Genomic DNA, 20,625 nt, shown 5'->3' on the forward strand with positions numbered 1-20,625 from the left:
GCTATCAGGCGTGCGAAATCGCTGGAAAGCCAATACTGGCGCGGGTTTCGTCATCCTCTAACTTCCCTAACTTAAAAGCTCTAACTATTGATAGGAGCGCGCCGTTTCGGTGGATAACCGCGAGACGGCACCACACGCAACAGCCAAAGCCCGGCTTTCCAACATGGAGGGCCGCGCCATGATCGTCGCGGTGCTCAACCAGAAAGGCGGCGTCGGCAAGACCACGCTCGCCACGCATGTCGCCGGCGAACTGGCGATGCGCGGGCAGTCGGTCATCCTGCTCGATGCCGACCCACAAGGCTCGGCGCTGGACTGGACGCAGCGCAGAAGCCAGCAGGGCTTGCCACGGCTGTTCAGCGCCGTGGGCCTCGCCCGCGAGACGCTGCACCAGGAAGCACCGGAGCTGGCCCGTCGCGCCGATCACGTCGTCATCGACGGCCCGCCGCGCATCGCCGCCTTGGCGCGCTCCGCGCTGCTGGCGGCCGAGCGCGTACTGATTCCGGTGCAGCCCAGCCCCTACGACTTGTGGGCTTCGGCCGAGATGGTGGCGCTGATCCGCGAGGCACAGGTGTTCCGGCCCGCACTGCGCGCGGCCTTTGTCGTCAACCGGCGCGTCAGCACCACCATCATCGGCCGTGAAGCACGCGGCGCGCTCGCCGAGCAACCGCTGCCGGCGCTGCGCTCGGAAGTGCATCAGCGCATCGTGTTCGCCGACAGCGTGGCCGCTGGCCGGCTCGCACGCGAGACGGCACCGGACAGCGCCGCCGCCCGCGAGATCGCGGCGCTGACCGACGAGCTGCTGCGGTGGCCGACATGAGCCAGCGCAACGGCAAGCGCATCGGCATCGGCGCACGTCCACCGGCGAACCCGCACGCCGAGGCGTGGGTTCGCCAAGGCGATCCCGACGGCATCCAGAAAGCCGACCTCTACACCGCACGCCTGACTCTCGACATCACGCCCGCCATGCGGGCGCGCATCAAGGTATCGGCGTTCACGCAGGGCGTGACCGTGGCCGAACTGCTGCGCGCGTTGCTGGAACGCGAGTTTCCCGAAAGACGCACGGAGAACCTGCCATGACCGCATCCGCTCTGGCGGCCACGGCTGCGCCGCCGCCATCGCTCGCGGTGCTCGCCGGCCAGGCCGGCATCGCGCCGCTGACGCGCGTTTCGCTTGCCTACATCGAGCAGCGCATCGACGTGTACCTGCGCTTCGGCGAACCGGCGCGCACTATCCGGCTCGACCGCTGGCGGCGCGTCGCGGTGTTCCTGCCGCGTGCGATGTTCTGCCGCATCCACTGGCAAGCCAACGACTACGGCACGATTCGCTGGCAGCTCATCGTGATGCAGGCTTGCACGCCGCTGGACGCGGCGCAACGCATCCCCGGCGTGTTGCCGGGTGCGCGCCTGCTGCTGCACGCCGAGGGTGAACCCGCCGTGCGCGCCGTGCTGGCACAGCTCGACGCCATCGAGGCGCAGAACATCGCGCCCGCCGACGTGTCGCCCGCGTACTGGCGCACGCTCGGCAACCGGCTCGCTGCACGCTTGCCATTGCCGGCGTACACCGCCGAGCGGCACGCCGCCTGGCTGGCCGGGAGGGCGCTGCCATGACGACTGTTCCCACACCTGTCGTCCCGCCACATCCTCGCTCGCGCGGGCGCGCTCGCATCGTCGTGGCGACACTGGCCGCCGTCGGCTTCGCTGCGCTGGCCTGGGCGTCCTTCGTGTCGCCGCTGCCGCGTCTGGCCTACAACCCGTCCGACAGCGTGGCGGTCGGCTGGTATCGCATCGACCCGTTCGACCCGCGCACCGCCTCGCTGCCACGTCCGTTGTCCGTGGACAGCATCGTGCTGGTGCCGCTGCCGGCCGAGGCCGGTACGCTTGCAGCGCAGCGCGGCTACCTGCCGGTGCGCGTGCCGCTGCTCAAGCGTGTGGGTGCGATTGCGCCGCAGGAGGTGTGCATCGCGGGCGGTGTTGTCCGCATCGACGGCGTGCCTTCGGCTGCCGTGCTGCGTACCGACCGGCTGGGCCGGACGCTGCCATCCTTGCAGCTTTGCCGCCGCCTTGAACCCGGCGAGCTGTTCCTGTTGAGCGTGACAAATCCGGCATCGTTCGACAGCCGGTATTTCGGCCCGGTCAGCGCATCCACCGTGATCGGCGTCGCGCATCCGGTCTGGCTGGAGACACGCCGATGATGGCCGCCGATTCGCTGCGCTTCATCGTGCCATCCGGCGTGTTCTTCCGCTGGCCGTCGCCGTGTCGTCGCGCGTGTCGTGCGAGCGCATCCGCGCTGCACGTCGCGCAACATCCGGCGGCGCTTTCCCCCGTGCAGGCATCTTGCCTTGAACGCGCCCGGCCGATGGCCGTGGCTGCGTTCCCCGGCGCGCAGGCTGCAAGCAACCCTGCGCCGCCGGGCCGCCGATGCCCGGAGCGTCAGCGCAGGGCAAAGGCGGAAGGCAAGATAAAAGGTAGCGGCACATGGCCGCTTGAAAACCTTGTCTGCACATGGGGGGAGCGCGGCACGCGCTCAGGGGCGGCAGCGTGCCGCGAAGGTGCGCAATGCCGCATTGGCCTTGGCGAAATCGCGTGCTTCGTCTGCTGGACTGCGCCGGTCTTGGATGGGGCTACGCTATGAGCCAGCGCGACGATGACCACTTTCGCGTCCGGCCTGGTGCTCCGAAACAGCGCGGCGACGCCTACATCAACAAGGTGCTGCGGCAGGCCAACAAGACCGGCGCGAAGCTCGGCAAGGCGGCCGGCAAGGTCGGGCAGCGCCCCGGTTCTCGGCTGGGCCGCGGCCACGTCGCGGCGCGCTTCGCCGGTCGGGGACTTGGGGCCAACGCCCGGCGCGTGACGATCAAGGCGCGGCTGGTGAATCTGGCGAAGGCCGGGCTGCGTTCGACCGCCGCGCATCTGCGCTACATCGAGCGCGAAGGCGTCGATCGCCAAGGCGGGCCGGGCCATGCCTACGGGCCGACGACCGACGAGGCGGACACCAAGGCGTTCGAGGAGAGCGGGCGCGAGGATCGGCACCAGTTCCGTTTCATCGTCTCGCCGGAGGACGCCGAACAGCTCGACGACCTGCGCACCTACACCCGGCACCTGATGGCGCGCATGGAGGCCGACTTGGGTACGCGGCTGGAATGGGTTGCGGTCGATCACTGGAACACCGACAACCCGCACACGCACGTCGTCTTGCGCGGCAAGGACGACACCGGCAAAGACCTCATCATTTCCCGCGACTACATCGCCGAGGGAATGCGCCGCAGAGCATCGGAACTAGCGACGGAATGGCTCGGGCCGCGTACCGAACTGGAGATGCAGCGCGCCATGCAGCGCGAAGTCGATCAAGAGCGGTGGACGGGGCTGGATCGCACCTTGCAACGTGAGGCCGTGGACGGCCTGGTGCGACCGGAGGCGTTGGCCGAACCCCGGTTGCAGCGCCAGCGGCAAATGTTGATCGGCCGCCTGCAACGCTTGCAGCGTATGGGGCTGGCGACCGAACAGCAGCCCGGCACCTGGGCTGTCCACGCCGACGCCGAAACCACGCTGCGGGCAATGGGTGAGCGCGGCGACATCATCCGCACCATGCAACGGGCCATGAGCGGCCAGCAACGCGAGCTGGCCGTGTTCCAAGCTGGCGAGGATGGCCGCGCCATCATGGGCCGCGTCGCCAGCAAAGGACTGGCCGATGAGCTGTACGACAAAGGCTATTTGATCGTCGATGGCACGGACGGCAAAGCGCACTATGTCGCGCTGCCGCCGCGGTCGGAACTGGAGCAGTACCCGACCGGCGCCGTGGTGGAAGTCAAAGGCGCGGCCGACGTGCGCGCGGCTGACCGCAATATCGCCGCGCTGGCCGTCGATGGCGTGTACCGTACCGATCATCACCTGGCCGTGGCGCAAGGACAGGCGACGTCCGACCGCGACCCGCGCGAGGTCGTGGCCGCGCATGTGCGCCGGCTCGAAGCCCTGCGCCGCGCCGGCATCGTGGAGCGCGAGGCCGAAGGCGTCTGGCGCGTCCCCGGCGACCTGGCCGAGTGTGGCCGCCAATACGACGCGCAGCGGCTCGGCGGCGGCGTGGCGGTGGAACTGAAATCTCACCTGCCCATCGAGCGGCAGGCGCGTGTGATCGGCGCCACCTGGCTCGACCAGCAGTTGATCGGTGGCGGCAAGGGGCTGGGCGACCTGGGCTTTGGGGCCGAGGTGAAGGATGCGCTACGCCAACGCGCGGACTTCCTGGCCGAGCAGGGCTTGGCCGAGCAGCGCGGACAGCGCGTCGTGCTTGCGCGCAACCTGCTGGCGACGCTGCGCGGGCGCGAGCTGGCGAAGATCGGACAGGACATCGCCGGCGAAACCGGCCTGGAGCATCGGCCAGTGGCCGACGGGCAGCGCGTCGCTGGTATCTACCGGCGTAGCGTCATGCTCGCCAGCGGGCGCTACGCCATGCTCGATGACGGCATGGGTTTCTCGCTGGTGCCGTGGAAGCCCGTGATCGAGCAGCGGCTGGGCCAGAAGCTCGCCGCCACAGTACGCGGTGGCGGCGCATCTTGGGAAGTTGGGCGGCAGCACACCCTTTCCGTTGGTTAGCTGCCAGTGCACGGGCTTTGCTTTTCGATATGGTGCTATCAGGTGCCTTTCTTCAGCGTGGTCATGAAGTCACGGAAATGCGGAGCGAACACCTGGAAAAGCGGATGCTCCCTATTTTCCAGCATCACTTCGCTGAACAGCTTGAGCCCCACTGCGAGGGCTGCTGCGGAGGCGGGGTCAAAATCGACACGCTCACGGACACGATCAACGATCGCAAAGATATTGTCGTGATTGCCTACCTCGAACTGTAGCGGTTGCCTGTTGGGCAGCAGGCTATCGTGGGCATCGACAAGGTGTTCGACGGTTATGCGGTAACGATGCTGTTTCATGGCTGGTCCTTACCTATCGCGTCCGTAGGCGCGCATGAACGTCGTTACAGCGTCTTTCGCCCACCGATCTCTTTGGGCAGCGGACGCCGGAGCATCAGGGTGCATTACGCACTGCATCTGGGCCTCACCGCGCACCATGTTCACGAACAATGAGGCCGCGGAGTCGAGTCCGATGCTTCCAAGATCCAGCTCTCCCTTCGAGGCAGCGACTTCCAGCGTCTCCGCAACGATGTTGTTTATGGCGGCGGGGCCGGCCAGGTAGAAGCGTCTCCCGAGCTCGGGAAACCTCGGCGCTTCGGCCGCAATCATGCGGTATAGCGCCAACCCGTCGCGCGACAGCACAATCTCCAAGTAGCCGAGCGCCATCGCGTTCAGAATATCGGCGAGCCGTTCTTCTGGAAATTTGGGTTTACGAACCGCTCTAAGAAACCGCTCACATTCGGCCTCGACGACGGCCACGAACAAAGCTTCCTTGTTCGGGTAGTGTGAATACACCGTCGATTTCGATACGCCGGCGGCCTGCTGAATCATGTCGGTCGTCGCAGCGCTAAAGCCGTTTGCCAAGAAGACAGTCCTTGCGCCGGCAAGGACAAGGCGTGCTTTTTCTGATTGCACTGCGCCCCCAACGGACGAGGGATGCTTGGAAGGCGTGCTCGCCTTCGAGCGCGCTGACGAAGTGGTCATGTGTTCGGTCCACCGCTGCGGAAAGTAAAGCCGCACGATAGCACATAAGCGGTTCAAGTCAAACCGATCGGTACCGCACCGTCTTTCCACAACATGTTGAAAATGCTTGATTTCATGTTTGCGCTCCGCTCTTGACTAAACCGAGCCGCTCGGTTTACATAGCGCCATGCCAAGTCACGGGTGCCTCCATGTCAAGCCCATCGCTCCAATATTCATCCTTCGTCGATAAGCCCTCTGCCGCATGGCGTAAAACCGCTGCGGCGGCGATTTGCTGCGCAGTCCTGGCGTCATGCGCCTCCATCCCGGACCTGGGGCCGATGGAAAAGCCCGCATCAATGGACGGGCTTGCGGCCGACAAGAGCCTTGAGGCGCCTGTCGGTGAATGGCCGACGCAGGCGTGGTGGAAGTCCTTTGGCGATCCGCAACTCGACCAATTGATGGGCGAAGCGCTGGCTAACTCGCCGTCGATGGCGCAAGCGCAGGCTCGCCTCAATGCCGCTATTGCGCGATCGAAAGGTGCGCGCGCAGCGCTGTTTCCCTCTGTCTCACTGGACGCATCCGCCAGCGAGCAGAAGCTGACGTACAACAGCATCTTCCCAAGGGATGTCGTTCCCAAGGGGTGGAACGACTATGGCGCGGCTTCTCTGAATTTCGGATGGGAACTCGACTTTTGGGGAAAGAACCGCTCCGCACTGGATGCGGCCACATCCGAGGCGCTGGCGGTGCAAGCCGATGCCGCCGCAGCTCGTGTCCTGCTGACGACGGAGCTTGCAAGCCGCTATGTCCAACTCAATGGCTTGCATGTACAGCGCGATCTGGCGAGAGACACGCTCAGAAACCGTGAGGACTCCGAGCGCATGGCGATGCGGCGCGTTGACCAGGGTCTCGATACACAGACAACACTGGAACAGGCACATGCGAGGGCCAAGCTGGCACGGGCTGACTTGGCCGACGTGGAAGAGCGGATAGAACTGGCTCGCAATGGGATCGCGGCTCTGCTGGGGCGTGGACCGGATCGTGGTCTGGATATCCACGAGACGCATCTTTCGCCGAGCCTGTCCCTAGCGCTTCCGGAAACATTGAAGAGCGATCTGATCGGGCGCAAGCCCGAAATCGTGGCAGCGAGATGGCGTGTGGAGTCGGCCGCCAAGCGTATCGGCGTTGCAAAGGCAGGCTTCTATCCCAGCGTCAATCTGGTCGCCCTGGTTGGCTACGAGTCGCTGGGTCTGAACCGCCTGTTCGACTCAGGTTCCGATGCGGGCCGCGCTGGAGTCGCCATTCACCTGCCCATTTTCGAGGGCGGAAGGCTCCGGGCGAATTACAGCCGAGCCTGGGCCGAATACGAGTTCGCAGTAGCCAGCTACAACGATGCGCTGGTCCAAGCATTGAGAGAAACCGCGGACGCAGTGAGGAGCTTGCAAGCGCTTCCGATCCGCCTCGAAGCAACGGAGTCGGCGGTCGTTAGCAGCGACAAAGCCTACCAACTCGCCAAGCGCCGCTACGAGGGCGGCCTATCCAACTATCAAACCGTGCTGACGACGGAGGATGCCGCGCTCAATGCGCGGATGGCCGTCAATGCCCTGTGGGTGCGCGGCCTATCCCTAGACATTGCGCTGACAAAGGCCCTTGGCGGCGGCTTTTCCGATTCCTCAATGAATGAACAGGTGACCCGATGAGTGCTCCGATGCCCCCTGACCCTCAGGATTCTTCCGCAACGCCGGAGGCTTCACAAAAGCGAGCGAAGCGCAAACGTCTCGTTTTAATCGCGACGGTTGGTTTGGTCACCATCGGTGTTCTCTACGGTGCGTGGGCGCTTCTGTTCGCAGGCAAATCCGTCACCACGGATAACGCCTACACGGCAGCGGAAGTGGCCCAGATCACACCACTCGTTGCCGGCCCTGTAAAGGAAGTCAAAGTCAGTGACACGCAGGCCGTCAAGGCTGGCGACGTGCTGGTGATTCTGGACGATACCGACGCCAAGATTGCTGTCGCGCAGGCCGAGGCGGATTTGGCGCGTACTCAGCGCCAAGTACGGCAACTGCTGGGAAATGACGAGAGCCTTGCGGGACAAGTGGCCCTGCGGGCTGCGGAAATCGCCACCGCTCGCAGTGATCTGACCCGTGTAACTGCCGCCTATGAAAAAGCGGTCATCGACGAGCGCCGTAGGCAGAATCTGGTCGAAGAAGGCGCCGTCTCGAAAGAAGAGCTCACGAATGCGCAGACGCAGTTGCGCGAGGCACGGGCTGCGCTGGACCAGGCTCAAGCCCGAGTTCGCGCTGCCGAGGCCGCAAAGGAAGCTGCAAGCGGCGCCCGGACGGCCAACTCGGCGCTGATCGTCGATAGCACGGTCGATGACAACCCCGCCGTACTCGCGGCGAAGGCGCGACTTGACCAGGCGCGCGTGAATCTTGAACGGACGGTGCTGCGTGCGCCCTTCGATGGCGTCATCGCGCAACGTTCGGTGGAGATTGGACAACAGGTTCAGACAGGCGTGCGACTGATGACCGTGGTGCCGATCGGCCGCATCTATGTCGATGCGAACTTCAAGGAAGGCCAGTTGCAGAAGGTCCGCCCCGGGCAGCACGTGGAACTGACCTCGGACCTCTACGGCAGCGATGTCGTTTATACGGGCCGTGTCGAAGGCTTCGCCGGAGGATCAGGGTCTGCCTTCGCAGCGATTCCCGCGCAGAACGCCACGGGCAACTGGATCAAGGTGGTCCAGCGGCTACCCGTCCGGATTTGGATTGATCCCGAGCAGTTGAAGCAGCATCCGCTGCGGGTCGGTCTGTCAATGGAGGCTACCGTCGATCTGCGCGACCACGGTGAGTCCCAGCCGGTTGCGACGAGGTAGTGACATGACTTCCTCTGAACACAAGCCGCTTTCCGGGATGGATCTGGTCATCGCGGCAATCATCCTGTCTCTGGCGAATTTCATGGTGGTGCTCGATACCACTATCGCCAACGTAGCCATGCCCACGATCTCGGGGTCTATGGGTGTCTCGACGAGTCAGGGCACTTGGATCATCACGTCCTATGCTGTTGCCGAGGCCATCACCATCCCCCTGACCGGCTGGCTCGTTCGCCAGGTCGGCGAAGTGCGGTTGTTCATGATCTGCGTCGTGGCATTCGTTCTGTTCTCCGTGTGCTGCGGCCTGTCATGGTCTCTGGAAAGCCTCGTCTTCTTTCGCGTGTTGCAGGGATTGGCCGGCGGACCGCTGATTCCATTGTCATCGACGTTGATGCTGGCGGTGTTCCCCAAGAACAAGTCAAACATCGCGCTCTCGCTGTGGGGAATGATGACGGTCGTGGCCCCGATCTTCGGCCCAATGTTGGGCGGGATCATTTCGGATAACTGGCACTGGGGCTGGGTATTCCACATCAACGTCGGGTTCGGCATCTTGGTCATGCTGGGCGCCATGAAAGTGCTTCGAGGCCGGGACGAACCCACGGAGCGTTCCCGCATCGACGGAATCGGCCTGGCGCTTCTGGTGGCTTTTGTCACAAGCTTCCAAATCATGATCGACAAGGGCCGCGAGCTGGATTGGTTCGCTTCGCCGCTAGTGGTCACGTGCGCCATCGTTGCGGCCGTTTCGCTGATCTATCTGATTATTTGGGAACTCACCGACTCCGATCCTGTGATCGACCTGAGCGTCTTCCGCTCGCGCAACTGGCTGGTTTCCTCCATCACGCTGAGCCTGATGTTCGGCATCTTCTTCGGCAACATCGTGTTGACGCCTCTGTGGCTCCAGCAACAGATGGGATACACGGCGACATGGGCGGGCTTCGCCACCGCGCCGATGGGCATTCTCGCGGTGGCGACTTCACCGATCGTCGGTCGTCTCCTGCCGAAGGTTGACCCTCGTTGGATCGTCACCTATGGCATGGGTGTTTTGGCCGTCTCGTTCTTCATGCGGGCGCATCTGACGACCCAGGCCGACTTCATGTCGGTAGCCATCGCGATGTTTGTCCTCGGCGCTGGCATTCCCGCCTGCATGATTACGCTGACCTCGTTGGGTGTTTCCGACCTGCCGCCCGAGCGCATTGCGAATGGAGCCGGCCTGCAAAACTTCCTGCGCGTGCTCTCAATGGCGCTTGGATCGTCCCTGACCCAAACCTATTGGGAGCACATGTCGAAGGCAAGCCGGTCCGAGCTGGTTTCCATCATCGACCCGAATGCAGGGCATGAAATCGCTTCTGCGGCAGTGCACGCCGGAATACCGCCATCGAGTTCTACAGCATTTTTCTCGCGCCTGGTCGATGGTCAGGCTGTGATGCTGGCTACGAACGACTTTTATGCTCTGGCCACCGTGCTGATGATTCTCTCGATCGGCGCTATCTGGCTGGTCAAGCGGCCGAAGGGGCCACTCCAGAAAGTCACGGGGCATTGATCCAAGGAGCGTGAATACTGCCGACGGGAGTGTGACATGCAATTGATGTACGCAAGAGAAAGCAACGCCGATGTGCCACATGGTCTCATTCATCTGATGAGCCGGACCAACATGGCGATTTGGCATCTCATCACTCAGAGAACGTCTGCGCTGGGCGGCCTTACAGGCATGCAGGCGAGCGTGCTGCTGCTGTTGGCGTGCCGCCAAAGCATGACCTCCGTTGATCTTGCGCGTGAGTACAAGCTCTATCCGAGTGGCATTACACGACTGATAGATCGTCTGGTTAGTCGAGGGTTGGTTCAGAGGGTTCCTTGCGAGCGTGATCGCAGAGTGACGTACATCCTCGCAACACGCGATGGCAAGGAAGCAGCTTCGCAACTGCCGTCGGTCTTTGACGGCGCTTACACCATCCTCTTCGATGGAATGAATGAGAACGATGTTGATGCTCTCAAGCGATGCTTGAGGCACATGCTTCTAAACGCGCGCGCAGCGGAAGAGCTGAGCAATTCACCTGTAAATCAGAGCTTTCTAACTTAACCGAGGTTCTACTGCCGACAGCTTTCGTGGCCTGCGACAACGATGGGAACCGTGCAAATTGCACCGGCAAGGCGCGAGCGGTCCGCTTAGGAGACTGCGATGGAAATACGCCATCTTCGCTGCTTTATTGCAGTCGCCGAGGAATTGCATTTTGCTCGCGCTGCCGAGCGGCTGCACATTGAGCAATCTCCCCTGTCGCGCGCGATCAAAGAGCTGGAAGAAGACTTGGGTGCGCAGCTTTTCGTGCGCAATACACGCAGCACCCGACTGACTCGTGCAGGCCAGCTATTTCTGGAACATGTGCCGCGCGTCTTCACGGCTTTGCAGCAGGCGCGCGACAGCGTGAAGGCGGCTGCCAACGGTTTTCATAACCAGTTGCGCGTTGCGTTATCGGATGGCATCCCGCCTTCGCGCTTCTCAACCTTTCTGGCATTGTGTCGCGAAGAAGAACCGGAAATCGAGATACGTCTATCTGAAGTTTCGCTGGCCCAGCAGATCAAAGGGCTGCACGACGATCTTTACGACGTGGGGTTTGCTCGGTCGGATGAGGTTGGCGACGGCATCGTCGCCGAAGCTGTCTGGAGCGATCCATTGATGGTGGCGGTGCCCTCTCGGCACCCTCTATTGACGTACAAGCGCATCCCACTGGAGGAAGTTCTGCGACATCCGCTGGTGCTTGGCGATCCCCATGCGTGCGAGGGATATACGCGGCAGATTGAAAGGGTGCTGCGTAGGGTCGATCAAGAACCGCTGATCGCCGAACGGGTGGCCTCCGTTGATCTGATGATGGCAATGGTGGCAGCAGGTTTCGCCCTTGGTCTGGCCGGGGCTTCGCAGATCGCCGCCAGCCGTGAACAGGGTGTGATCGCGCGGCCTCTGGCTGGTCGCACACCCATGCTCACCACTTACCTGCTGCGCCGGGGCAACGAGCCTTCGGAAGTGTTGGCTCGTTTCATCGAGAGAACAAGCACTCTTGAACCATCCGCGACGAAGAAGCCGACCGTACTACCTGACCTTGATGCTTCGGAGGAAATCGAGCCATGAACAAGATTGTGCTGATTCTGCTTGCTGCGATGCTGACCGCCTGCGGCAAATCCGAACCCACCGAAACGGTAGAGGCACTTGCCGCCAATCCCGAGCGATTGAAGGAACTGCGGCAACAGTGCAAGACGGATCGCGCCAAGCTGGGCGACGAACTCTGCAATCGTGTGGCCGAGGCGACGAATCGACGGTTCTTTGGCGATGGGAAAGTGCCCTATACACCGCCGAAAGAGCAGCCGAAGTTTTGATCGGGCCATCACCTACCTAATTATCAAGCGGGCCCGCGATGCCACATACTAGGCCAGCCATTAGTGCTGCGAAGACGGCTCTCGTGCTGTCCGGTGGCGGTGCACGCGCCGCCTACCAGGTCGGCGTGCTTCAGGCTTTGGTGACGTTGCGCCGTGAATACCTGGGCGAAGGGGCACCCAACCCCTTCGGTATCCTATGCGGCACTTCGGCAGGCGCAATCAACGCCGCCGCTTTAGCCTGTCGCGCAGACTCCTTTGACGCTGGCGTGGAAGCTATTGCCGCAGTTTGGCGCAACTTCAATGCTGGTCAGGTGTATCGCACCGACGCGCTTGGTATCGCTCGCAGTGGCGCACAGTGGCTGAGCGCGATCTCGGTAGGCTGGATGTTGGCACGCTGGCGCAAAGAAGGGCCGCATTCACTACTGGACAATGGACCACTAGCCGAACTGCTGCGACATTGGGCGCCTTTGGAACTGCTGCCGCACATGTTGGCCCAGCGCCATCTGCGTGCGCTGGCGATCGGCGCGTCCAGTTACACCAGCGGCGAGCACTTCACCTTCTTTGAGTCCACCGGCGACATGACGGGCTACGAACGCTCGCAGCGGCTGGCCGTGCCTATGCGGCTGGGATTGGCGCACTTGCTCGCTTCGGCGGCTATCCCATTCGTGTTCCCGGCACAACGCATCGAACATACGGAGCATGCCGGCTGGTACGGCGACGGCTCGATGCGGCAGACCGCGCCGATCTCTCCGGCCATCCACCTGGGGGCACAACGTATGCTCATCGTCGGCGTCGGTCGGATGCATGAACCTCGCGGGCGAATCGTGCGTAACGGCGGCTACCCGACACTGGCCCAAGTCGGAGGACACGTGCTGTCGAACATCTTTCTCGACGCGCTCACGGTGGACATCGAGCGTATGGAGCGCGTCAACCGTACCCTTGGAATGATGACGCTGGGCCAGCGCATGGCCACCTCACTACGCCCGGTGAAGGCGCTGGTGATTGCGCCGAGCGAGCGCATCGACGACATTGCGGCACGCCACCAAAAGCACCTACCGCGGGCCGTGCGCGCTCTGTTGCGCGGCGTCGGCTCGTCCAGCGCGAGCGGCGACTTGAGCGGCGCCGCCCTGGTCAGCTATCTGCTGTTCGAGGCTCCATTCACCCAGGAGGTAATGGCGCTGGGTGAACGCGACACGCTGGCGCAACGGCAGGCAGTTTGCGAATTTTTCGGGTGGCTTTGAGGAAATGGGTGCTGCACTTCGACTCTCAGGATGCGGGCATTCGCATGTGCCGCGCGTATATCGCTCGACACGCCATAACCCGCCGCCGTAGGCGGCGTTTTCCGTACATTCGCCCGTGCATGAAATCTTGCTTTTTCCGCGATATTCCTGCCGATAACAGTCTTTGACCAACCCTTGACCTGACTCCGATCCTCACGTGTGCGGCACGCCTTTGTGCCGCGTGACAACGAGGAGAAAGCGGAGGCCGGGATGCAAGGTCAAGGCGTGCTGTTCGGGCAAATCGGTGTCGTGTTCGGCATCGTAATTGCCGGCGTGTGGAGCGCCACGCAGTGGACAGCCGCCGCCTTGGGCTATCAAGTACGCCTTGGCTCGCCCTGGTTCGACTTACTCGGCACGCCGGTCTATCACCCGTGGCGCTTGTTCGAGTGGTGGTTCTCGTTCGACGCATACGCGCCGCGCATCTTCGACACCGGCGGCGCAATCGCTGGTGGCAGCGGCCTGGTGGCCGTGCTGGTCGCCATTGCCATGTCCGTATGGCGCTCGCGGCAATCGAAGCTGGTCACGACCTATGGCTCTGCGCGCTGGGCCGACGCCGCAGACATTCGCAAGGCCGGCCTCGACAAGCCTGCTGGCGTGTTTCTCGGCCTTCATCGTGGTCAATACCTGCGGCATGAAGGCCCGGAGCATGTCCTGACCTTCGCGCCGACGCGCTCCGGCAAAGGCGTCGGCTTGGTCGTGCCCACGTTGTTGAGCTGGCCGGCGTCCGCCGTCATCCACGACATCAAGGGCGAGAACTGGCAGATCACGGCCGGCTGGCGTTCACGCTTCTCGCACTGCCTGCTGTTCAACCCGACCGATCCGAAGTCGGCCGCTTACAACCCACTGCTGGAAGTCCGACGCGGCGCGCATGAAGTGCGCGACGTACAGAACATCGCGGACATCCTCGTTGACCCCGAAGGCGCGCTCGAACGCCGTAACCATTGGGAGAAGACTTCGCACGCGCTGCTGGTCGGCGCCATCCTGCATGTGCTGTATGCGGGCGAGGACAAGACGCTGCGCGGCGTCGCCAACTTCCTGTCCGATCCCGCGTGCCCGTTTGAGCTGACGCTGCACCGGATGATGACGACGTGGCACCTCGGCGACGTGCCGCATCCCGTCGTCGCGTCCGCGGCGCGCGAGGTGTTGAACAAGTCCGACAACGAGCGGTCGGGCGTGCTATCCACCGCCATGTCGTTTCTCGGCCTGTACCGCGACCCCACGGTGGCCGAAGTCACGTCGCGCTGCGACTGGCGCATTGCCGACCTGATCGCGTCCGAGCATCCTGTCTCGCTGTACCTCGTTGTGCCGCCGTCCGACATCAGCCGCACGAAGCCGCTGGTGCGCCTGATCCTCAACCAGATCGGCCGACGCCTCACCGAGTCGCTCGACGGCAGCGATGGCATCGCGCGTCGTCACAAGCTGCTGTTGATGCTCGACGAGTTTCCGGCGCTGGGCCGGCTCGACTTCTTCGAGACAGCGTTGGCATTCATGGCCGGCTACGGCATCCGCAGCTTCCTCATCGCGCAGTCGCTCAACCAGATCGACAAAGCCTACGGCCAGAACCATTCCATCCTCGACAACTGCCATGTGCGCGTGACCTTCGCCACCAACGACGAACGCACCGCCAAACGCATCTCCGAAACGCTCGGCACCGCAACCGAGCTCCGTGCGCAGCGCAACTACGCCGGCCACCGGCTCGCACCGTGGTTGGGGCACCTGATGGTGTCGCGCCAGGAAACCGCGCGCCCACTGTTGACGCCTGGCGAAGTGATGCAGCTCTCGCCCGACGACGCCGTGGTGATGGTGTCCAGCGTTGCGCCGATCAAGGCCAAGAAGCTGCGCTATTACGCCGACACCAATTTCAAGCGCCGCGTGCTGCCGCCGCCCGCGCTCGCGGCCGGACGCTACGCAGATGCGCCGCCGGTTCGGCCCGACGACTGGAGCGGGCTGGCTATCCCCGCTGTTCCGGTCGCGCCTGCCGCTGGCCTGGCGGACGACGACACTGCCGCTGCCGACGGCGGGCCGCGTCGGCAGCCAGAGCTATCCGAAATCTCCGAATACAACCCCGAACAGCAGCCGGCCGACAACGACCTGGCGCTGCTCGATGACGACGACCTGCCGCTGCCACTTCCCCGCCAACTCGATCCGGCCATGCAGCGCACGGCTCGGCTGGCGTCCCTCGACCAAAACGACGGGATCGAGCTATGAGCCAGTACCGCCTCAACCTATTCATTCCGCACGAACACGCCAAGCGCCTCGACGAGCTGGCTGCCAAGAAAGGTGTGTCCAAGTCGTCCATCGTCGCGGCAGCGCTTGCGTCATGGCTGTCGCCTGACGCGGGCGACCAGCGCGAGGCCGCTATCGCAAAGCGGCTTGACCGACTGACGCGCCAGTTCGAGCGGCTGGAGCGCGATCAGAACATCGAGATCGAGACGCTGGCGCTGTTCGTCCGCTACTTCCTGACGGTCAGCACGCCGGTTCCCGAGGCGCATCAGGAAGCGGCCCGCGCGCAGGGCAAGGCGCGCTTCGAGCAGTTCGTCGAACAGCTCGGCCGCCACTTGATGCGCGGACGTAGCCTCGTGCGGGACGTGGTGGAGGAACTGAATCCCGATGCTGCGCGGCTCGATGACGCGGCGGCGCTGGCCGAAGCGCAGGAGCGTGCCTCATGAGCACGCAACCGCTGTCCTTCGCCACCACGTCGCTCGACCGCCGCATCCGCATGTTGCGCACGGCGATGGGGCCACTGATCGCCGCCGCGCTCGAAGACCCCGACGTGGTGGAAATCATGCTCAACCCCGACCGCACGCTATGGGTCGATCGCCTCTCTTCGGGCCGCGCGCCGTTGGGCGCGGAACTGCCCGAGGAAGACGGCGAACGCATCATTCGCCTGATCGCCGCACATGTCGGCGCGGAGGTGCATCGCGGGCAGCCGCTGCTGACCGCCGAGTTGCCGGAAACCGGCGAACGCTTCGAGGGCATTCTGCCACCGGCTGCGCCGGGGCCAGCCTTCGCGCTGCGCAAGCGCGCTGTCGGCGTCATCCCGCTGGATCGCTACGTCACCGACGGAATGATGACCGTCGAACAGGCCGAGTTCCTGCGCGTCGCCGTGCGTGAACGGCAGAACATCTTGATCGCCGGCGGTACCAGCACCGGCAAGACCACGCTCGCCAATGCCTTGCTCGCAGAGATCGCCGCCACCGGCGACCGCGTGCTGGTACTCGAAGACACCATCGAATTGCAGTGCGCGGCGCGCGACCACGTGCCGCTGCGCACCCGCGCCGGCGTCGTGTCCATGACCGAACTGGTACGCGCCACGATGCGCCTGCGCCCTGACCGCGTGATCGTCGGCGAGGTGCGTGGCGGCGAGGCGCTGGATCTCATCAAGGTGTGGGGCACCGGCCATCCCGGCGGCATCGCCACGATCCACGCCGGCTCCGCGCTCGGCGCGCTCCTGCGCTTGGAGCAACTGATTCTCGAAGTCGCCGTGAACCCGCCTCGGGCGCTCGTCGCCGAGGCGGTCAATGTCGTCATCCACATCGCCGGCCGCGGCCGGCGCCGTCGTATCGAGAGCATCGCCCGCGTCTTTGGCTTCGACGGCGTGGGCTATCGCCTGGCGGATGCGCTGGAGCAGCCGCTTCCAGAAGTGCCGCTTTCTTCCCCGTCCCCTAACCACCTTGGAGAACTGCCATGACGCAGACGCACGCCCATGCTTTCCGCCTTTCCGTAAATCCGGTTTCCATCCCCGCACGCCTGCGCCGCCTGGTCGGGCCGGCGCACCACGGCCTGTTGTCGGCGGCCGTCATGCTGGCGACCGCCGGCACGGCACAAGCCGCCGGTTCCTCGATGCCGTGGGAAGGGCCGCTGCAATCCATCCTCGAATCTATCCAAGGGCCGGTCGCGCGCATCGTCGCGGTCATCATCATCATCGCCACCGGCCTCGCGCTGGCGTTCGGCGACACCAGCGGCGGCTTCCGCAAGCTGATCCAGATCGTGTTCGGTCTGTCCATTGCGTTCGCTGCATCGAGCTTCTTCCTGTCGTTCTTCAGTTTCTCCGGCGGAGCCGTCGTATGAGCACGGCCACCGACCTGCCGGGCTTCGAGGTGCCTCTGCATCGCTCGCTGACCGAACCGATCCTGCTGGGCGGTGCGCCGCGCACCGTGGCGATCGCCAACGGGACGCTGGCCGCGGCCGTGGGCTTGGGCCTGCAACTCTGGATTCCCGGTGTCGTGCTCTGGATCGTCGGCCATTCGCTGGCGGTGTGGGGTGCGCGCGTCGATCCGCAGTTCATGCAGGTGTTCGCCAAGCACCTCAAGCACAAGCCGCTGCTGGACGTGTGACGGGAGGACGCCGCAATGCTTAACCTCGCCGAATACCGCCAGCGCCCGGCCTTGCTCGCGGACTGGCTGCCGTGGGCCGGGCTGGTCGCGCCCGGCGTCGTCTTGAACAAGGACGGCAGTTTCCAGCGCACGGCACGATTCCGCGGCCCCGATCTCGACAGCGCCACGCAAGGCGAGTTGATCGCCGCGTCTGCACGGCTCAACAACGCGCTGCGCCGGCTGGGTTCTGGCTGGGCCTTGTTCATCGAGGCAGAGCGCCAATCCGCCGCCGACTATCCGCATTCCGACTTCCCCGAACCGTTGTCCTGGCTCGTCGATGAAGAACGCCGCGCCGCGTTCGAGGAATCGGGCCATCACTTCGAGAGTGCCTATCACCTGACGGTGGTTTTCCTGCCGCCGGAGGAATCCCGCGCCCGCGCCGCGAAGTTGCTCTACGAGAACTCGCCCGGCGATGGCGTGGATTGGGGCGGCCGCCTCGATGCCTTCGTGGCGGAAACCGATCGTGTGTTCGACCTGCTCGACGGCGTGATGCCGGAAATCGCCTGGCTGGACGACAGCCAGACGCTGACCTACCTGCACGCAACCGTCTCGACGCGGCGCTACCGGATCGGTGTTCCCGAAGTGCCCTTCCATCTGGACGCGCTGCTGGCCGACTCCGCGCTGGTCGGTGGCCTGGCTCCCACGCTGGGCGACCAGCATTTGCGCGTGGTGTCGGTGCGCGGCTTTCCGACCTCGACCTGGCCGGGCTTGCTGGACGACCTCAACCGCTTGGGCTTTGCCTACCGATGGAGCACGCGCTTCCTCTGCATGGACAAAGCCGAGGCGGAAAAGGAACTGGGCCGCCTGCGCCGCCAGTGGTTTGCGAAAAGGAAGAACGTCGTCGCGCTGCTGCGCGAAACGATCTTCCAGCAGGAAAGTCCGCTGGTCGATACCGACGCCAGCAACAAGGCAGCCGATGCCGACGCGGCCTTGCAGGAGCTTGGCAGCGATCAAGTCGCGTTCGGCTACCTCACCGCCACGGTGACGGTGCTCGACGCCGACCCGGCCGTGGCCGACGAGAAGCTGCGCATGGTGGAGCGCGTCATCCAAGGCCGGGGCTTCGTGACCATCCCCGAAACCCTCAATGCGGTGGATGCCTGGCTGTCGTCCATTCCCGGCAACGCCTACGCGAACGTGCGCCAGCCCATCGTCTCGACGCTGAACCTGGCGCACATGATGCCGCTGTCGGCGGTATGGGCCGGGCCGGAGAAGAACGACCACCTCGACGGCCCGCCGCTGATCGTCACCCGCACCGATGGCGCAACGCCGTTCCGCTTGGTCACGCACATCGGCGACGTGGGGCATACGCTGGTCGCCGGCCCGACCGGCATGGGCAAGTCGGTACTGCTGGCGACACTAGCCTTGCAGTTCCGCCGCTACTTCGGCTCGCGGATCTTCGCCTTCGACATGGGCCGCTCCATGCGCGCCACCATCCTCGGCATGGGCGGCGAGCACTACGACCTGGGCGCCGATGGCGGCATCGCGTTCCAGCCGCTCGCCCGCATCGACCATGAGGGCTATCGCTCCTGGGCCGCCGAATGGGTGGAAGGTCGCCTGCTGCATGAAGGCGTGACCGTCGGCCCGGACGAGAAGGTGGCCATCTGGTCGGCGCTGGGCAGCCTCGCCGGTGCGCCGCAGGAACAGCGCACGATGACCGGGCTTTCCGTGCTGCTGCAATCGAACGCGCTGCGCCAGGCACTCGCGCCTTATGTCCTGGGCGGCGCGCACGGAAAGCTGCTGGACTCCGACCATGACCGGCTGGGCATGGCCGGCGTGCAGGGCTTCGAGATGGAAGAACTGATGCACAGCCCCGCCGCCGTGCAAGCGGTGCTGCGCTACCTGTTCGCTCGCTTCGACGAGCGTTTCGATGGTGCGCCCACGCTGCTGATTCTCGATGAGGCGTGGCTGTTCCTCGATGAACCGTCTTTCGCGGCCCGCATCCGGCAATGGCTCAAGACGCTCAGGAAAAAGAACGTCAGCGTCATCTTCGCTACGCAGAGCCTGGCAGACATCAAGGATTCGACCATCGCGCCCGCGATCATCGAAAGCTGCGCGAGCAGGATTTTCTTGCCTAACCCGCAGGCCACCGAGCCGCAGATTCGCACGATCTACGAGGGCTTCGGCCTCAACAGCCGGCAAATCGAAATCGTCGCAACCGCGCAGCCCAAGCGCGACTACTACTACCAATCGCGCCTCGGCAATCGCCTGTTCGACCTCGACCTGGGGCCGGCCGCGCTCGCGTTCGCGGGCGCATCCACACCGCAAGACCAACGCGACATCGACCGCGTGCTTACCGATGCCGGCGTGGCGGGCTTCGCCGGTGCCTGGCTACGCCATCGCGGCCTCGATTGGGCGGCTGACCTGCTGCCGTCCGCGCCATCCGCCGCGTCCTTTCTCGCTCCCCAACCACAGGAGATTTCACCATGAAGATTCGCCTTCTTTCTCTAGCCATCGCTGCGTTGATCGGTGTCACGTCCACCGCGCAGGCGCAATGGGTCGTCGTCGATCCGACCAACCTCGTGCAGAACACGCTGACCGCGGTTCGCACGCTGGAGCAGATCAACAACCAGATTCAGCAACTCCAGAACGAAGCGCAGATGCTCATTAACCAGGGGCGCAACCTGGCGAGCCTGCCGTTCAACGTGGTCAACCGGCTGCGCTCGACGCTGGCGACCACCCAGCAGCTCATCGCACAAGCGCAAGGGTTGGCGTTTCAGGTGCAGAGCATGGATCAGCAGTTCGCGCGCCTGTACCCGGAGCAGTACGCCGCGACCGTGAGCGGCAACCAGATGTACCAAGATGCCCACCAGCGTTGGCAGAACACGCTCGAAGGCTTGCAGACCGCGATGCGGATGCAGGCGCAGGTATCGCAGAACGTGACCGAGGACGAGGGCGTGCTGACCGATCTGGTCGGCCAGAGCCAGTCGGCCACGGGCGCCTTGCAGGCCATGCAGGCGACCAATCAGCTTTTGGCCTTGCAGGCGAAGCAATCCATTCAGGCGCAGCAGCTCCAGCTCACGCAGGGGCGCGCGGTGTCGCTGGAACTGGCGCGTCAGGCCGCCGCCGTCGAACGTGGCCGCGAGGTGACGCGACGCTTTCTCGGCACCGGCACGGCGTACACGCCGCAGTCGGTCAACTTCTACGGCAACTGACGGG

The 20,625-nt window shown here is 64.3% G+C and carries 22 protein-coding genes; 20 read left to right on the forward strand and 2 right to left on the reverse strand.

Annotation, left to right across the window (positions count from 1 at the left end; all coding sequences use genetic code 11):
• Positions 1 to 178: 178 nt before the first annotated feature.
• Genes parA through CEY09_RS11555 form a run of 6 tightly spaced genes read left to right on the forward strand, consistent with a single transcriptional unit; the run spans position 179 to position 4,586 of the window.
• Positions 179 to 817, forward strand: a complete 639-nt coding sequence (gene parA / locus CEY09_RS11530) for a ParA family partition ATPase (RefSeq protein ID WP_023087369.1) — start codon at positions 179 to 181, stop codon at positions 815 to 817.
• The gene (locus CEY09_RS11535) at positions 814 to 1,077 is read left to right on the forward strand and encodes a hypothetical protein (protein WP_023087370.1); all 264 of its coding nucleotides are present in this window, start codon (positions 814 to 816) and stop codon (positions 1,075 to 1,077) included. The genes parA and CEY09_RS11535 overlap by 4 nt, the downstream gene beginning before the upstream one ends.
• The gene (locus tag CEY09_RS11540) at positions 1,074 to 1,607 is read left to right on the forward strand and encodes a DUF2840 domain-containing protein (protein WP_023087371.1); all 534 of its coding nucleotides are present in this window, start codon (positions 1,074 to 1,076) and stop codon (positions 1,605 to 1,607) included. The genes CEY09_RS11535 and CEY09_RS11540 overlap by 4 nt, the downstream gene beginning before the upstream one ends.
• Positions 1,604 to 2,191, forward strand: coding sequence for a S26 family signal peptidase (locus CEY09_RS11545; protein ID WP_023087372.1), 588 nt, complete (start codon positions 1,604 to 1,606; stop codon positions 2,189 to 2,191). The genes CEY09_RS11540 and CEY09_RS11545 overlap by 4 nt, the downstream gene beginning before the upstream one ends.
• On the forward strand, positions 2,188 to 2,631 hold the full coding sequence (locus CEY09_RS11550; RefSeq protein ID WP_079279440.1) for a hypothetical protein: 444 nt from the start codon (positions 2,188 to 2,190) through the stop codon (positions 2,629 to 2,631). Before CEY09_RS11545 ends, CEY09_RS11550 begins: the two co-directional genes overlap by 4 nt.
• The gene (locus CEY09_RS11555; RefSeq protein ID WP_023087373.1) at positions 2,628 to 4,586 is read left to right on the forward strand and encodes a relaxase/mobilization nuclease domain-containing protein; all 1,959 of its coding nucleotides are present in this window, start codon (positions 2,628 to 2,630) and stop codon (positions 4,584 to 4,586) included. Before CEY09_RS11550 ends, CEY09_RS11555 begins: the two co-directional genes overlap by 4 nt.
• A 38-nt stretch (positions 4,587 to 4,624) precedes the next feature.
• Here the strand turns inward: CEY09_RS11555 and CEY09_RS11560 are convergent, their stop codons facing one another.
• Together CEY09_RS11560 and CEY09_RS11565 are read right to left on the reverse strand one after the other, a co-directional pair.
• Entirely contained in the window at positions 4,625 to 4,915 is a 291-nt protein-coding gene (locus tag CEY09_RS11560) for a DUF3861 domain-containing protein (protein WP_023087374.1), read from the reverse strand.
• Positions 4,916 to 4,924: 9 nt separating this feature from the next.
• On the reverse strand, positions 4,925 to 5,599 hold the full coding sequence (locus CEY09_RS11565) for a TetR/AcrR family transcriptional regulator (protein ID WP_079279441.1): 675 nt from the start codon (positions 5,597 to 5,599) through the stop codon (positions 4,925 to 4,927).
• A gap of 188 nt (positions 5,600 to 5,787) precedes the next feature.
• Between CEY09_RS11565 and CEY09_RS11570 the strand changes: the two genes are divergently transcribed.
• From CEY09_RS11570 to trbJ, 14 genes are all read left to right on the forward strand, one after another.
• Positions 5,788 to 7,275 (forward strand): efflux transporter outer membrane subunit, encoded by a 1,488-nt coding sequence (locus tag CEY09_RS11570; protein WP_079279442.1) that lies wholly within the window; start codon positions 5,788 to 5,790, stop codon positions 7,273 to 7,275.
• An 8-nt stretch (positions 7,276 to 7,283) separates the two neighbouring features.
• Positions 7,284 to 8,450, forward strand: coding sequence for an HlyD family secretion protein (locus CEY09_RS11575; RefSeq protein WP_088588706.1), 1,167 nt, complete (start codon positions 7,284 to 7,286; stop codon positions 8,448 to 8,450).
• 4 nt (positions 8,451 to 8,454) lie between these two features.
• Entirely contained in the window at positions 8,455 to 9,987 is a 1,533-nt protein-coding gene (locus CEY09_RS11580) for a DHA2 family efflux MFS transporter permease subunit (protein WP_088588707.1), read from the forward strand.
• A 36-nt stretch (positions 9,988 to 10,023) separates the two neighbouring features.
• Positions 10,024 to 10,524 (forward strand): MarR family winged helix-turn-helix transcriptional regulator, encoded by a 501-nt coding sequence (locus CEY09_RS11585; RefSeq protein ID WP_049875170.1) that lies wholly within the window; start codon positions 10,024 to 10,026, stop codon positions 10,522 to 10,524.
• A 99-nt stretch (positions 10,525 to 10,623) separates the two neighbouring features.
• Complete coding sequence (locus CEY09_RS11590; protein ID WP_023087379.1) at positions 10,624 to 11,568, forward strand: LysR family transcriptional regulator; 945 nt, start codon at positions 10,624 to 10,626, stop codon at positions 11,566 to 11,568.
• Positions 11,565 to 11,813 carry an EexN family lipoprotein gene (locus CEY09_RS11595; protein ID WP_023087380.1) on the forward strand — a complete coding sequence of 83 codons (249 nt, stop codon included), beginning with the start codon at positions 11,565 to 11,567 and terminating at the stop codon, positions 11,811 to 11,813. Before CEY09_RS11590 ends, CEY09_RS11595 begins: the two co-directional genes overlap by 4 nt.
• Before the next feature lie 83 nt (positions 11,814 to 11,896).
• Positions 11,897 to 13,054, forward strand: coding sequence for a patatin-like phospholipase family protein (locus CEY09_RS11600; protein ID WP_260442158.1), 1,158 nt, complete (start codon positions 11,897 to 11,899; stop codon positions 13,052 to 13,054).
• Between the two features lie 249 nt (positions 13,055 to 13,303).
• Positions 13,304 to 15,301, forward strand: coding sequence for a conjugal transfer protein TraG (locus tag CEY09_RS11605; protein WP_023087382.1), 1,998 nt, complete (start codon positions 13,304 to 13,306; stop codon positions 15,299 to 15,301).
• Positions 15,298 to 15,762, forward strand: coding sequence for a ribbon-helix-helix protein, CopG family (locus CEY09_RS11610; RefSeq protein WP_023087383.1), 465 nt, complete (start codon positions 15,298 to 15,300; stop codon positions 15,760 to 15,762). The genes CEY09_RS11605 and CEY09_RS11610 overlap by 4 nt, the downstream gene beginning before the upstream one ends.
• Positions 15,759 to 16,784 carry a P-type conjugative transfer ATPase TrbB gene (gene trbB, locus CEY09_RS11615; protein ID WP_023087384.1) on the forward strand — a complete coding sequence of 342 codons (1,026 nt, stop codon included), beginning with the start codon at positions 15,759 to 15,761 and terminating at the stop codon, positions 16,782 to 16,784. The genes CEY09_RS11610 and trbB overlap by 4 nt, the downstream gene beginning before the upstream one ends.
• Entirely contained in the window at positions 16,781 to 17,164 is a 384-nt protein-coding gene (locus tag CEY09_RS11620; RefSeq protein ID WP_023087385.1) for a TrbC/VirB2 family type IV secretion system protein, read from the forward strand. The genes trbB and CEY09_RS11620 overlap by 4 nt, the downstream gene beginning before the upstream one ends.
• Positions 17,161 to 17,430 (forward strand): VirB3 family type IV secretion system protein, encoded by a 270-nt coding sequence (locus CEY09_RS11625; RefSeq protein ID WP_023087386.1) that lies wholly within the window; start codon positions 17,161 to 17,163, stop codon positions 17,428 to 17,430. The genes CEY09_RS11620 and CEY09_RS11625 overlap by 4 nt, the downstream gene beginning before the upstream one ends.
• A 15-nt stretch (positions 17,431 to 17,445) precedes the next feature.
• Entirely contained in the window at positions 17,446 to 19,896 is a 2,451-nt protein-coding gene (gene trbE, locus CEY09_RS11630; protein WP_023087387.1) for a conjugal transfer protein TrbE, read from the forward strand.
• On the forward strand, positions 19,893 to 20,621 hold the full coding sequence (trbJ, locus tag CEY09_RS11635) for a P-type conjugative transfer protein TrbJ (protein WP_023087388.1): 729 nt from the start codon (positions 19,893 to 19,895) through the stop codon (positions 20,619 to 20,621). The genes trbE and trbJ overlap by 4 nt, the downstream gene beginning before the upstream one ends.
• Positions 20,622 to 20,625 lie beyond the last annotated feature (4 nt).

The sequence above is a fragment of the Achromobacter marplatensis genome (genome assembly GCF_002209535.1).
GTDB classification, from domain to species: Bacteria; Pseudomonadota; Gammaproteobacteria; order Burkholderiales; family Burkholderiaceae_B; genus Achromobacter; species Achromobacter marplatensis.